The organism is Alteriqipengyuania sp. (assembly GCF_964222115.1).
In the GTDB taxonomy this organism is placed as follows: domain Bacteria; phylum Pseudomonadota; class Alphaproteobacteria; order Sphingomonadales; family Sphingomonadaceae; genus Alteriqipengyuania.
On the sequence record NZ_CAXQBM010000047.1, the window covers coordinates 1 to 13,211 of the forward strand.

General features: G+C 59.4%; 10 protein-coding genes. 7 read left to right on the forward strand and 3 right to left on the reverse strand.

Features of this window, described 5'->3' with window-relative positions:
• Together ACEQXE_RS07150 and ACEQXE_RS07155 are read right to left on the reverse strand one after the other, a co-directional pair.
• On the reverse strand, nucleotides 1–1,158 hold a 1,158-nt coding region (locus ACEQXE_RS07150; RefSeq protein WP_370178245.1), incomplete at its 3' end, for an aldehyde dehydrogenase family protein.
• Nucleotides 1,155–2,795, reverse strand: coding sequence for an acetolactate synthase large subunit (locus ACEQXE_RS07155; RefSeq protein WP_011413840.1), 1,641 nt, complete (start codon nucleotides 2,793–2,795; stop codon nucleotides 1,155–1,157). The genes ACEQXE_RS07155 and ACEQXE_RS07150, both read right to left, overlap by 4 nt.
• Nucleotides 2,796–3,220: 425 nt before the next feature.
• Between ACEQXE_RS07155 and lspA the strand changes: the two genes are divergently transcribed.
• Nucleotides 3,221–3,787 carry a signal peptidase II gene (gene lspA, locus ACEQXE_RS07160; RefSeq protein ID WP_225899969.1) on the forward strand — a complete coding sequence of 189 codons (567 nt, stop codon included), beginning with the start codon at nucleotides 3,221–3,223 and terminating at the stop codon, nucleotides 3,785–3,787.
• Nucleotides 3,788–3,813: 26 nt separating this feature from the next.
• Here the strand turns inward: lspA and ACEQXE_RS07165 are convergent, their stop codons facing one another.
• Nucleotides 3,814–4,209 (reverse strand): helix-turn-helix domain-containing protein, encoded by a 396-nt coding sequence (locus ACEQXE_RS07165; RefSeq protein ID WP_010412699.1) that lies wholly within the window; start codon nucleotides 4,207–4,209, stop codon nucleotides 3,814–3,816.
• A gap of 138 nt (nucleotides 4,210–4,347) precedes the next feature.
• Here ACEQXE_RS07165 and ACEQXE_RS07170 point away from each other — a divergent pair, with 138 nt between their 5' ends.
• The 6 genes from ACEQXE_RS07170 (at nucleotide 4,348) to ACEQXE_RS07195 (ending at nucleotide 13,200) form a co-directional block, all read left to right on the forward strand.
• Nucleotides 4,348–4,989 carry a cation transporter gene (locus ACEQXE_RS07170; RefSeq protein ID WP_011413839.1) on the forward strand — a complete coding sequence of 214 codons (642 nt, stop codon included), beginning with the start codon at nucleotides 4,348–4,350 and terminating at the stop codon, nucleotides 4,987–4,989.
• Nucleotides 4,986–6,917, forward strand: a complete 1,932-nt coding sequence (locus ACEQXE_RS07175) for a cytochrome c/FTR1 family iron permease (protein WP_094063313.1) — start codon at nucleotides 4,986–4,988, stop codon at nucleotides 6,915–6,917. The genes ACEQXE_RS07170 and ACEQXE_RS07175 overlap by 4 nt, the downstream gene beginning before the upstream one ends.
• 159 nt (nucleotides 6,918–7,076) lie before the next feature.
• Nucleotides 7,077–7,421, forward strand: coding sequence for a hypothetical protein (locus tag ACEQXE_RS07180; RefSeq protein ID WP_137678721.1), 345 nt, complete (start codon nucleotides 7,077–7,079; stop codon nucleotides 7,419–7,421).
• A gap of 187 nt (nucleotides 7,422–7,608) precedes the next feature.
• Entirely contained in the window at nucleotides 7,609–8,739 is a 1,131-nt protein-coding gene (locus ACEQXE_RS07185) for a TolC family protein (RefSeq protein WP_232508281.1), read from the forward strand.
• A gap of 11 nt (nucleotides 8,740–8,750) precedes the next feature.
• Nucleotides 8,751–9,899 carry an efflux RND transporter periplasmic adaptor subunit gene (locus ACEQXE_RS07190; RefSeq protein WP_011413836.1) on the forward strand — a complete coding sequence of 383 codons (1,149 nt, stop codon included), beginning with the start codon at nucleotides 8,751–8,753 and terminating at the stop codon, nucleotides 9,897–9,899.
• 37 nt (nucleotides 9,900–9,936) lie between these two features.
• Nucleotides 9,937–13,200, forward strand: coding sequence for an efflux RND transporter permease subunit (locus tag ACEQXE_RS07195; protein WP_137678839.1), 3,264 nt, complete (start codon nucleotides 9,937–9,939; stop codon nucleotides 13,198–13,200).
• The last annotated feature ends 11 nt before the right edge of the window (nucleotides 13,201–13,211 follow it).

The following is a 13,211-nucleotide window of genomic DNA, read 5'->3' on the forward strand; positions in this document are numbered from 1 at the left end:
CAGGGCATTGGCCTGCTCGATAGCCAGGTCGATATCGTCATAGCCATACACGCAGATCACGGGGCCGAAGATTTCTTGCCGGGACACATTGGCACTTTCGGGAGGATCGAGAATGACGGTCGGAGAGAAAAGAGTGTCACTCAGACGGCTTCCCCCGCACACCAGGGTGCCGCCTGCTGCGATGGCATCATCGACCCAGCGTTCGACGCGGTCGACTTCCTCCGTCCGGATCAAGGGGCCGCATTGGGTTTCAGCAACGGCGGGATCGCCCACGACGAGCTTTTCGGCAGCTCGCCCTAGGTCATTGGCGAAGTCTTTCAATTCTGCAGCAGGGACGAATACGCGCTGTACGGAAACGCAGACCTGACCCGAATGATAGAACCCGCCTTTGAGCAACGAGGCGATCACTGCTGCGCGCTCCACGCCGCTGTCCACGATTACCGGCGCCGCACCGCCGTGCTCGAGAGCAATGCGGGTTCCCGGCGCCAGCTTCGAGCGAAGCATCCAGCCGATTTTCGCAGAACCGATGAATGAGAAGAACGCCGTGCGCGAATCGGTTACCATTCTTTCGGCGATGTCGTTGCCGCAAGGTGCGAACCGGCACCAGGCCTCAGGCAGGCCGGCTTCATGGAGAATGCTCACGAAGCTCTGGCATGACAGAGGTGTTTCCAGCGCAGGCTTGATAAGAACGGGGCACCCGGCTGCTACCGCCGGTCCAACCTGATGGACGATCAGGTTGAGGGGGTGATTGAATGCCGAGATCGCCACGACAGGACCGATCGGCTCGCGGAATGTATACGCCGTCCTACCCGCACCCGCTTCTGTCAGGTCCATGGGGATCTCGTGGCCCCCGCCATCGCTCAGCGCCTGAACGCACAAGTCGACGCTATTGATCGCGCGACCGGCTTCCACCCGCGCATCGACCAGGGGCTTGCCGCCCTCCCTGACGATCTGGAGAGCCAGTTCTTCGGCTCGTTCGCGCATGATATCCGCCGTTCGCCGGAGGATGGCGATACGCTCATGCACAGCAAGCCAGCAACTGCGTTCGCGGTGGAGCAACTGCGCTTCATTCAGCCATTCATCGATTTGAGCCCAGTCGACAAGCGCCACTTCTGCAATCGGCGAGCGGTCGAAGGGATTGTGAACGATCGTTTTCATAGCTCGCACACCTTCGCGCCGAGTTCGTCGATCAGCACTTTCTTGTTTTCGGAATAGTCGACGGGCAGGTCGACAAGGTGCACGCCGCCAGCCTCGAATGCGGCGTTCAGGACCGAAACCAGATCCGCGCTTCGCTCGACACGGTGGCCGGTCGCTCCATAGCTCTTGGCATAAGTGACAAAGTCGGGATTGGAAAAGGTCAGGCCGTAGTCCGGAAAGCCGAGCTGGCCCTGCTTCCACCGGATCATGCCGTATGCCGCGTCGTTCAGGATGAGCACGACGAGGTTCAGGCCAAGCCTGACGGCCGTTTCCAGTTCCTGCGAGTTCATCATGAACCCGCCATCGCCGCACACCGCGAGAACCCTGCGCCCGGGCGTGAGAATCGCCGCCATCATGGCGGATGGAAGGCCCGCGCCCATCGTCGCCAATGCATTGTCGAGCAGAATGGTGCCAGGCTCATGAGCGATGTAGTTTCTAGCGAACCAGATCTTGTAGATGCCGTTGTCGAGCGCGACGATATCATCGCGTGCCATTACGCTGCGAACGTCGGCAACGACGCGTTGGGGAACCATTGGAAAACGGTCGTCGTCGCTGGTTTCGGAAATGTGCGAAGCAATCTCGTGATGCAGGGCGGTGTAGTAGCTGCGATCACACTGCAAGTTGCCATCCAAACGGTTTCCCAGCCGCTCGACCGAACCGGCAATGTCACCGATGACTTCCAGCTGCGGGAAATAGACCTGATCGACTTCGGCCGCCTTGTAATTGATATGAATGACAGTCTGACCGTCCGGCTCCATGAAGAATGGCGGCTTCTCCACCACGTCGTGACCGATATTGACGATCAGATCGGCCTTCTCGATCGCACAGTGAACATAATCGTCCGAAGATAGGGCCGCGGTGCCCAGATAGAGTTCGCTATCTTCGTCGACCACGCCCTTGCCCATCTGGGTGTCGAAAAAGGGAAAACCGGTATCGGACACGAATTTCCGCAGCGCCTTCGAAGCGCGGCGGCGGTTTGCTCCGGCTCCGATTAGCAGCAGTGGCCGCTCAGCCGCGATGATCCGCTCGGCCGCTTCGTCGAGCGCCGCATCTCCGGCGACCGCATAACGCCTTTGATGCGGCGGTATGACCGGTTCGATCGTTTCCTCTTCAGCAATATCTTCCGGAAGCTCGAGCAGCACAGCGCCCGGTCTTTCTTCCTGAGCAAGTCGGAAACCTTCGCGAACGAGCGAGGGGATGCGATTGCCGTTCACGATCTGGGTCGAAGCCTTGCATAGCGGAGTAAACAGCGAAACAACGTCGACAATTTGGAACTGCGCCTGTTTCGATGTCTTTATCGGTTTCTGCCCGGTGATGATGATGAGCGGAAAGGCCCCGAGCGCGGCATAGGCCGCCGGAGTTGTCAGGTTCGTCGCACCAGGCCCGAGAGTTGCGAGGCAAACCCCCGCCTTGCCGGTCAGACGGCCATAGGTCGCCGCCATAAAGCCCGCACCTTGCTCATGGCGCGTCAATACCAATTCGATTGAGGACGTGCGCAGGGATTCCAGCAGGTCGAGGTTTTCTTCGCCGGGAACGGCAAAGATGTATTCCACCTTTTCAGCCTCTAATGCAGCGATAAACAAGTCAGAGGCTTTCATTTTCGATATTCCCTTTTCAGAAGCATGAATGCCCTACGGCAATGCTTTCTCACTACAACCGCAAAGAGAGTCACAGACGCAAGGAGCCTCGCCTCATTCGCACCATGCCGTTCAGCGAATGTTCTGAAATGCGCGTAGCCGCAAAAAGTATCCTAAAAACATGACCTTTGGATTTGGCAAGAAGGTAGGGACTCCGTTTCTTGACATTCCCACCGCCGCAGTATGAGTCCGCGATCCACCTCGTGTGCCCCCACGCGAAACCGGTGCAATTTGCGACATCGGCGAAAATGTTTTGCTTGCCCATCAAGGCATGGCGGAGACAGATATTTTCCCGCGCTGGGATCACGTGCCGATGACATTCGGATGCCTGAATGGCTGGGCCAGTGATCGGCGGGACAGTTGACCTCTCTGCATTGACATGATCGATGAGTACCGGGCCCAGACCTGATTTCTATCGTCCAGAGAATCAGAGATATCTGCCGATCATCCAAGGAACCAATATGTACCGAAGTCTTGGTCTTTCGATCGCCGTCGCAGTCTTCGCGAGCGATCTCATTTCAAAATGGCTTATTGTGAATGTGGTCATGGACCCTGCCCGCGTGATAGATGTTTTTCCATTCTTCAATCTGGTGCTCGGATATAATCGCGGTGTTACATTCGGCCTCCTGAGTTCCGGCAATCCAATCGCGCCCTATTTGCTGTCCGGGTTCGCGCTTCTTGTCGTGGGCGTTCTGGCCAGATGGCTCTGGCGCAGTACCGTACGCCTCGAATCCGCCGCGATAGGTTCGATCATTGGCGGTGCATTGGGTAACGTTGCCGACCGACTGGCGGACGGAGCGGTCACCGATTTTCTCGACTTCTATGTCGGCGGCTATCACTGGCCGGCGTTCAATCTCGCGGATGTCGGAATAGTCCTTGGAGTGGCATTGTTTCTCGTTACCTGGTGGTCCGGAGAAACGCAGCGCGACGATGGCACCGCGCCGAAAGTGTAGATTCTGCGCTTTTGCCAAGGCAATCTTCAGGCGGATTTTCTAGCAAGCCCGCCGATGATGCCGCAGTCGGTGGCAGTGCCCCCATCGCAGGCCCGTGCCAGGCCGATCAGTTCCTGTCTCATCGCCTGCAGCTGTTCGATCTGCTCTTCCACCCGGCGCAAATGATTTCGTGCCAAAGTCGCAGCGTCCTTGCAATCCCGGTTTGGTGCGTCCGACACTTCGAGCAGCGAGCGAACTTCGGACACCGAAAAGCCCAAACCCCGAGCCCGCCGGATGAATGCGAGCCGTTCGACATCGGCGTCTGCGTAAATCCTTCGTCCCGACTGGGAGCGCGGAGCGGGCTTCAGAAGACCGATCTCTTCATAATAGCGAACGGTGTTGACTTTGGTCCCGGTCGCGCGGGCAATTTTTCCTATCTGCATTCTTTAATCCTCGATGATGGCCATCGCAGGGTGTGTGTCTCCGCGACGCAATCGCACATCGGCCGTCAGACTTTCTGCGAAAGGTGCGCAGAAAGTCCTTGATCCTCCAGTAACTGGAGATTGTAAAGCTCAAAAATCATGAGTTTAGATGATTCGGAAGACTGTGGTTGCACCGGCGACCCCGAGAGGGCGGTTGACGATCCGCAATACCGCCGCGCGCTTTGGATCGTGATTATCCTCAATGTCGGTTTCGGCATGATCGAGCTGGCCGCCGGGTTTTTAGCCGCGAGCCAGGCGCTCAAAGCCGACGCGCTGGATTTCCTTGGCGATGGCTCGATCACCTTCATCGGACTGCTTGCGCTCGGATGGACGGCATCGACGCGTGCTCGGGTGGCGCTCGCGCAAGGTTTGTTTCTGGCGGCGCTTGGTGTGAGTGTGATCGGCGCGGCGATCTGGCGCATGTTCGATATGGTGCAGCCGGAAGCCGGCATCATGGGCTGGGTGGGTTTTGTCGCCCTGCTTATCAACCTTGCCGCCGTTTTTGTGCTCGCTCGCTTTCGCAAAGGAGGCGATGCTCAAGCGCGCGCGATATGGCTATTTTCACGCAACGATGCCCTGGCCAATGTCGCGGTCATCGTCGCAGCCGGTTTGGTTTATTGGTTGGGAAGCGCATGGCCTGATATCATCGTGGCCGCTGCGATTGCGTTTTTGTTCCTCCATTCGGCTCTCGAAATTATCCGCCATGCGCGCAGCGATATGAAAACGCAGCAGATTGCATGATGAAATATTTGGCGCGCCTGTCCGGCATTTGCCTGGCCCTTCTGTTGTCGTTCGGCAGCGCGCAAGCGTTGGCGGCAGAACCCAACACGATCTGGCGCCTGCTCGATTACATGGCGGTAGATTATGCAGCTGCCGTCGAGGACGGCGAAGTCGTCAACGAAGTCGAATATGAGGAAATGGTCGAATTCGCCGGTACGGTACGATCGGGTATTGCGGAATTGCCTGAACGCCCCGGTCGCGTTCGGCTAGAGGCAAACGCGAAGCAACTTGAAGCCGATATCCTCTCGATGGCCCCCGTTGATCAAGTTGCCACGGCAGCCAGAAAGCTCGCTGCGGATCTCCTAGCCATCTATCCGATCACGCTCTCGCCTTCGAGGGCGCCCGATCTTGAGCGCGGAAGACTGCTGTACCAGGAGACTTGTGCCAGTTGCCACGGGGTGTCAGGAAACGGTCGCGGGCCGGCGTCTGCGGGCCTTGATCCACCGCCGATCGCATTTACCGACGTCGATCGCGCGCGTCAGCGCAGCATTATGGGTCTCTATCAGGTTATCGACCAAGGGATCGATGGCACCGCCATGCCCGGTTTCTCGCAGCTCTCCTCCGACGATCGTTGGGCCCTGGCCTTCTATTCGGGATCCGTCGCCTTTGAGGCGGTCGACGAAGGGGCGCGTCTATGGAAGTCAGATTCCGAACTACGCAAACGCTTTCCCGATCTTGCCGCTCTCACGAAGATCACGCCGGACGAACTGGCAGGAGAGATCGGGCAAGTGCGCGCGGACGCGCTCATGGCCTATCTTCGGGCCAACCCGTCGGCGATCGCCGATGCAGCGGGGCCTCTTGGCATCACACGTACCCGGCTCGCAGAAGCTGAACGCGCCCACGCGAACGGGAATATTTCCCGGGCCAAGGAGCTCGCACTGTCGGCATATTTGGACGGGTTCGAACCCGTCGAACCGATATTGGCGACACGCAATCCGGATCTTCTGGTGCGTATCGAGAGCGGGATGATGGACTTGCGTGCAGCCATCGACGCAGATCTGCCGACCTCTGCGATAAGCGAACGGATCCGGGCCATCGAGGGTTTGCTCGTACAGGCTGAAAATGTCCTTGCGCCGGAATCTGCGACGGGCTGGTCAACCTTCGTGGCATCTTTCGCGATCCTCCTCCGCGAGGGTCTGGAGGCATTGCTGATCGTGATCGCCATGATCGCTTTCGTGAGGAAGGCGGGACAGGATCGGGCATTGCGATTTGTTCATGGCGGGTGGACCGGTGCGCTGGTGGCAGGCGCGCTTACTTGGCTTGCGGCGACCTATCTTCTCGACATCAGCGGTGCCGGCCGGGAATCGATCGAGGCATTCGGTTCGCTGATTGCAGCGCTGGTCCTTCTGTCGGTTGGCGTCTGGATGCACGGAAAATCACAGGCAGACAATTGGCAGCGCTATATCCGCGACAAGCTTGGCAAGGCGCTTTCGCGCGGATCGCTCTGGTTCCTGTTCGGGATCGTATTCCTTGTCGTCTATAGAGAGGTCTTCGAAACCATCCTCTTTTACGCTGCGCTGTCCGCTCAGGGAAGTACGGGCTATCTGCTGGCGGGCGCTGCCACGGCCGGTTTGCTCCTTGTCGTCATCGCCTGGCTGCTGCTGCGCTACAGCCGGACGCTGCCGATCGGAAAGTTCTTTGCCTACAGTTCGGTGCTCATCGCCCTGCTTGCGATTGTCCTGATTGGCAAAGGGATCGCGGGCTTGCAGGAAGCGGGTGTGATCGGAATTGCGCCGATAGCCGGCGGTCCGCGACTAAGTATGCTTGGAGTTTATCCGACGTTCCAAGTGATTGGCGCTCAACTTGCAATGGCATCCGTACTTTTACTTGGTTTCTGGATTAATCACACCCGAGCATCAAACAATGACCGGTCACGCGATGCAGTGTGATATTATATCTTTCTATTACGGCGTTTGTGTCGACCCAGGTCGGTACATGAATAGCGCATTTGTTCGTTCTTATGCATTGAGCTGCGCGACGGCTTCGGAATTCGAAGAGAATATCGACTTGTGCCATGTGATTGGTCCTGCTAGCGGGGCCAAAGTGTCATGACCCTCCGTATGCCCCTTCTTGCCTTGAAGCCGTTTTTCGCCATGCTGATTCTCTTCGGCCTGGTGTTCAGCGTAAGCGTGGACGCGGCGGTATGCGGGCCTGAAATTGGCGAACTTACAAGTGTCGAAGCTGCAAGTAGCGAGACTGGTCAAGACTTGCCGGACAGCCCGAATGAGCAGCATGGCATCTGCGCCCACGGCCATTGCCATCATGGAGTCCAATTTGCAGGCAATGCGGATATCGGGGCCGGTGAGCGTTCATCCGGTGCACAGCATTTCTTCGAACCCGTCGGCCTGACTGCAGTCCAGCAAGCGATTTTGACGCCCCCTCCTCGAATCTGACGTCCAGTATTGCCGCCGCAATGTCGGCGCGCATTCGGCATGTCAGTAGAGGAAAAATCAATTCATGTTTGCCATTATTTGGCGAGGCGCCCTTTTTGCAGGGCTGAGCCTCGCAGTACTGCCCGGTGCGGTGCGTGCACAAGAACGCGCGGTGTTGACGCTCGACGAAGCTCTCGCGCGTGCGGGTGTGGACGAAAGCGCGCAGGTGCAATCAGACAATCCGCGTTTGATCGGGCCGCAGGCCGAAACGGACGCGGCACGCGCGCTTATCGATCAGGCACGGCTTCGGCCAAATCCTGAGCTTGCCTTTGAAGCGGAGAACATCGCAGGAAGCGGTGCCTTTTCAGGGCTGCAAGCAACCGAATATACGCTGTCTTTGAGTCAGCGCCTCGAGCTAGGCGGCAAGCGGGGCGCACGCATTCGCTCGGCCGAGGCCGAGGCGCGCGTGGCAATGCTTTCTGGAGAATTGTCGGTCGCTGAGCTGAGTCGCATGGTGCGCGAACGCTACATCGAGGCGGTCGCTTCAGCTGCGCGACTGGAACTTGCCCGCGACGTAGTCGAACGCAATCGCGAACTCGCGCGTATAGCTGGCCTGCTTGTCGAAGTTGGCCGCGAGCCGCCGCTGCGCTCGCTTCGTGCAGAAGCGGCCCTTGCTGAAGCCGAGGCGGAGTTTGAAGCCGCGCGAGCTTCAGAGATAGCGGCGCGGAGCGCGTTGGTGGCGCTCTGGGGTGAAACGTCCCCTCCCCCGGACGTGCCATCGGCGTTTCCCGGGATCGAACCTCCTGCGATGCTTCTTGCATCGCCTTCTGCTTTGCGTCTCCAAGTCGCGCGTGCCGAACGCGAGGCGGCGGACGCTGCGATCGACAGGGAGCGCTCTTTGGGTGTTCCCGATCCGGCCATCTCCGCCGGTGTCAGGCGGTTCGAGGAAAGCAGGGATCAGGCCTTCCTAGTGGGCGTCTCGATTCCCCTTCCTTTCCGCAATCGCAATCAGGGTAACATCGCCGCTGCCGAGGCCCGCTTCCGCGCGGCCTCCGCACGCGAGGCTGTCGCCCGCGCGGATTTCGAACTCGAAGTAACCCAGGCGCGCGGCCGCTTTCTCGCCGCCGAGGCTCGTGTAGAGACTCTGTCCCAAACCTCCCTGCCTCAAGCGGAAGAAGCCTTGCGCCTCGTCCGGATTGGGTATCGCAACGGCAGGTTCCCGCTGATCGAGGTTCTGGCTGCGGCCGAAGCCCGCGATGCAATCCGAGAAGCCTTGATCCAAGCCCAGGAAGATCGCGGTCGCCTGGCGGCGCAGTTGATCTGGCTTGGCGCCCAATGAGGAAAATACCCATGAACCGTAAGCGTTTGGCCGTACTGATCGGCCTGATCATTCTTGTTTTTGCGGCTGCTGTAATGCTGTGGCCGGACAACGGCGCAGAACCGCACAGCGAAGAGGAAACCGAAGAAAGCGATCTCCCGGAAGGACTGGTCCTACTCGGCGAAGAGCAGATTCGAAGCTCCGAAATCATGGTCGAGACCGTTGGTGAGGGCTCGGCGGTAGAGCTAGTGTTCCCAGCCACAATCGCCGCTAGCCCCACAGGCAGCGCGCGGATCGATGCGCGAGCGGCGGGCGTGGTGCGGAGCGTTCAAAAAACGCTGGGTGATTACGTCCGGCAGGGTGAAACCATTGCGCGTATCGAAAGTGCGGAAGCGGCAGCTTTGGCATCGCAATTGAGCGCGGCGCGCGCGCGCGTCAACGAATTGTCAGCCGCCTATGAGCGCGAACGCCGGCTTTTCGAAGCCAATGTTACGGCGCGGCAGGATCTCGAAGCGGTGCGCGCCAATCTCCAGGTCGCCCAGTCAGAACTGTCCCGCGCGCAGGCAGCGGTTGCGGCAGCGGGCGTGAGTGGCGACGGTCGGTCTTTGGCGGTTACCAGCCCTCTTGCAGGACGGGTAACGGCGGCGCCTATTGTCCTTGGTTCGTTTGTCGATGCGGGAGAGGAACTCTACCAAATCGTGAATCCTAATGCGATGCAGATCGAAGTCGCGCTCCCCTCTGCAGAAGCGAGCCGTATTCAGCCAGGCGATGAAGCCACGCTGGAACTTGCAGAAAACCGCGAGATCGGAGCGCGGGTCCGCTCCGTCACGCCATCGCTCGATCCTGAGAGCCGCAGCGCGACGGCAGTCCTTTCGCTCACGCGGTCCATCCCCGGTCTTCAACCAGGTGCCTTCCTGCAAGCGCGCATCCGACCTTCGGGCGAGGTCGACACGGGCCGCATGTCGGTGCCCGAAAGCGCGGTGCAGTCACTCGACGGCCAGGAAGTGGTTTTCGTGCGCACGCGCCGCGGCTTCCAGACCCGTCCGGTGGTGACCGGCGCACGTTCCGCAGGCCGCGTGGTGATCGAATCCGGTCTCGAAGCGAACTGGCGGATCGCAACCGAGAATGCCTTCCTGCTCAAAGCCGAACTCGAAAAAGAGGAAGCCGAACATGGACACTGATCGCATGCAGGAAACGGAGCACTCGCACCGCCACGGCCTGATCGGCATGATCCTCGACATGGCCGTGCGTTTTCGCTGGGCCATGGTCGTTTTGACGATCGGTGTCGCCATCTATGGCGTGATGAACCTTCTTCGGCTTCCCATTGACGCCGTACCCGACATTACGAACGTTCAGGTGCAGATCAATACCGAAGCGCCCGCCCTTTCCCCCTCCCAGGTCGAAACGCAGGTAACCTATCCGGTGGAAACCGGTCTCGCCGGGATCGATGGTCTGGAAATGACCCGTTCGATTTCGCGCAACGGGTTCAGCCAGGTTACTGCAATCTTCGAAGAAGGTACTGACATCTATTTCGCGCGGCAGCAGGTCAATGAGCGCCTGACGCCGATCACCGCTTCGCTGCCCGAAGGAGCAGAACCGGTAATGGGACCTATCTCGACCGGTCTGGGCGAAGTGCTCATGTATACGATCGAGTTCGAGCATCCGGGGGGCAAGGAAGCACCGAAGGGCAATGCGGTCGGTTGGCAGTCCGACGGAAGCTTCGTTACCGAACGCGGTGACAGGCTGGATAGCGATGTCGCTAAGGCTGCTTATCTGCGTACCATTCAGGACTGGGTGGTCGCTCCACTCATGCGGTCGGTCGATGGCGTCGCCGGTGTCGATTCCATCGGGGGTTTCCGAAAGCAATATCTCGTACAGCCCGATCCTGCTCGCATGACAGGCTACGGGCTTTCATTCGATGAGGTGATCGATGCGCTGGAAGCCGCCAACCTTGCCGAAGGCGCGAATTTCGTCGAGCGATCAGGAGAAGCCCTGCTGGCTCGTGTCGATGCACGGCTCGGCAGTGTCCAGGACATCGAGCAAGCAGTCATATCTACACGTGGAGGCGTTCCCATTCGCGTGGGAGATGTCGCAACGGTCAGCATTGGCGGTGATCTCAGAACCGGGGCTGCATCGCTGAATGGCGACGAGGCTGTGGTTGGTACCGTCCTCATGCGGGCAGGAGAAAACAGCCGCACTGTTTCAGCCCAGGCCGCTGAGAGGCTTGACGAAGTCCGCGCCTCCCTGCCACAAGGTGTGGTAGCCGAAATCGTCTACAATCGTTCGTCTCTCGTCGATGCAACGATCGCGACCGTCGAGAAGAATCTCGTCGAGGGTGCGCTGCTGGTCATAGCCATCCTGTTCCTTTTGCTCGGCAACATACGGGCCGCAATTATCGCCGCTCTGGTTATCCCTTTTTCGATGCTGATGGCATCGATCGGCATGAACCGGCTCGGAGTGTCAGGCAATCTGATGAGTCTGGGCGCGCTTGACTTCGGTCTGATCGTCGATGGGGCCGTGATTATCGTCGAGAATAGTGTGGCACGTCTTGCGGCCAGACAGGAGCATGAGGGCCGGCTCCTGACACTTGGCGAACGGCTGACGGAAACGCGGCTTGCCGCGCAGGAGATGATCAAGCCGACTGTCTATGGTCAGGCGATTATCCTTCTGGTGTTCGCACCGTTGCTGACCTTCACCGGAGTCGAGGGCAAGACGTTCTCGCCGATGGCCATCACGGTCATGCTGGCGCTCGCGTCGGCATTCGTACTCTCGCTGACTTTCGTCCCGGCGATGATCGCGATCCTGCTGAACAAAAAACTGACGGAGAAGGAAGTCAAACCGATCCGGATCGCCAAGGAACGCTATGGGCCTCTTGTCCGCAAAGCCATCGCCCGCCCTTGGCCGGTGATCGGGGCCGGTGCCGGCATTTTTGCCGTTGCTGCTCTGGTGTTCAGTTTCCTTGGCAGCGAGTTTACACCGCAGCTCGACGAGCGCGATATCGCGGTGCAATCATTGCGAATCCCTTCCACATCTCTCGAGCGGTCTCTGGCGATGCAGCGGCGAGTAGAAGATCGATTGGAGGAATTTCCGCAAGTGCAGCTGGTATTCTCACGTACCGGTACTGCGGAAGTGGCCAGCGACCCGATGCCGCCCAACGCCTCCGATGCGTATGTGATCCTGAAGCCGCGCGATGAATGGCCTGACCCGGATCTTTCGAAAGATGATCTGGTGGCAGAAATGGAGAGTGCTCTGGGAGGCCTGGTTGGCAATCTCTATGAGTTCAGCCAACCAATCGAACTTCGCTTCAACGAACTGATCGCTGGCGTGCGCGGCGATGTCGCGGTCAAGATCTACGGCGACGACCTGACCGCCATGACCTCGGCAGCGAACGAGGTCGCCGGGATTTTGCGCGAGGTCGAGGGAGCTGCGGATGTTAAAGTCCAGCAGGTCACCGGTTTCCCAACGCTTGATATTGCCTTCGATCGTCCAACGATCGCTCGATATGGGCTGAAGGTCGAAGACGTCGCTCAATCCGTCGCAATTGCTTTGGGCGGGCGGCCTGCCGGGCTGGTCTTTGAAGGCGATCGAAGGTTCGAGGTCGTCGTTCGGCTTTCGGATGCGACACGCGATGATTTCGATCAGCTTGGTGCATTGCCGGTGCTGCTTCCGAACGGAGCGACCATACCGCTGCGCTCGGTCGCCGAATTCCGGGTTGTGGATGGCCTTGCCGAAGTCCGCCGTGAACAGGGACGCAGGCTGGTGATCGTTTCCTCCAACGTGCGCGAGCGCGATCTTGGCTCCTTCGTTGAGGAAGCGAGGGCGAATGTCGAGGCGCAGGTCGAATTGCCCGCTGCAGCCTTCATCGAGTGGGGCGGCCAGTACCAGAACCTTCAGGCTGCGCAGGAACGGTTGCAGATCGTTATCCCGATCGCTTTCGCGGTTATTCTCCTGTTGCTCTATATGGCAGTCGGAGGCTGGGTTCCCGCTCTGGCTGTTTTCAGCGCGATCCCGCTCGCCCTCGCTGGCGGCATCTTCTCGCTGGCTCTGCGCGGAATGCCGTTTTCGGTTTCGGCGGCAGTCGGGTTCATCGCCCTCTCGGGCGTGGCGACCCTCAACGGTCTCGTGATGGTGACTGCAATACGCCAGCGTCTGGACAAGGGGATGGCGCTCGATGAGGCCATCGTGGAAGGCGGACTGGCGCGCTTGCGTCCAGTATTGATGACGGCTCTGGTCGCGTCGCTCGGGTTTGTCCCCATGGCGATCGCGACCGGCACTGGAGCGGAGGTTCAACGGCCTCTGGCAACGGTGGTCATTGGCGGTCTGATCACCGCCACTGCGCTCACCTTGTTCGTCCTTCCCGCGATCCTGAAGCTCGTCTTCGCCACCAGAAAGGATGACCGGACGTGGCGTCAACGCTGGTGGGACCGCCTGCGCCGCAACGTCACTCCCGAGGAACGGCAAGAGCTGCAAGAGGTTACGTGAATGGAGAGCAT

Excerpts from the sequence above, each read along its gene's own strand:
- ACEQXE_RS07175 (WP_094063313.1), top strand. The coding sequence starts at position 4,986 with ATGATGAAATATTTGGCGCGCCTGTCCGGCATTTGCCTGGCCCTTCTG.
- ACEQXE_RS07170 (WP_011413839.1), top strand. The coding sequence starts at position 4,348 with ATGAGTTTAGATGATTCGGAAGACTGTGGTTGCACCGGCGACCCCGAG.
- ACEQXE_RS07165 (WP_010412699.1), bottom strand. The coding sequence starts at position 4,209 with ATGCAGATAGGAAAAATTGCCCGCGCGACCGGGACCAAAGTCAACACC.
- lspA (WP_225899969.1), top strand. The coding sequence starts at position 3,221 with ATGAGTACCGGGCCCAGACCTGATTTCTATCGTCCAGAGAATCAGAGA.
- ACEQXE_RS07155 (WP_011413840.1), bottom strand. The coding sequence starts at position 2,795 with ATGAAAGCCTCTGACTTGTTTATCGCTGCATTAGAGGCTGAAAAGGTG.
- ACEQXE_RS07180 (WP_137678721.1), top strand. The coding sequence starts at position 7,077 with ATGACCCTCCGTATGCCCCTTCTTGCCTTGAAGCCGTTTTTCGCCATG.
- ACEQXE_RS07190 (WP_011413836.1), top strand. The coding sequence starts at position 8,751 with ATGAACCGTAAGCGTTTGGCCGTACTGATCGGCCTGATCATTCTTGTT.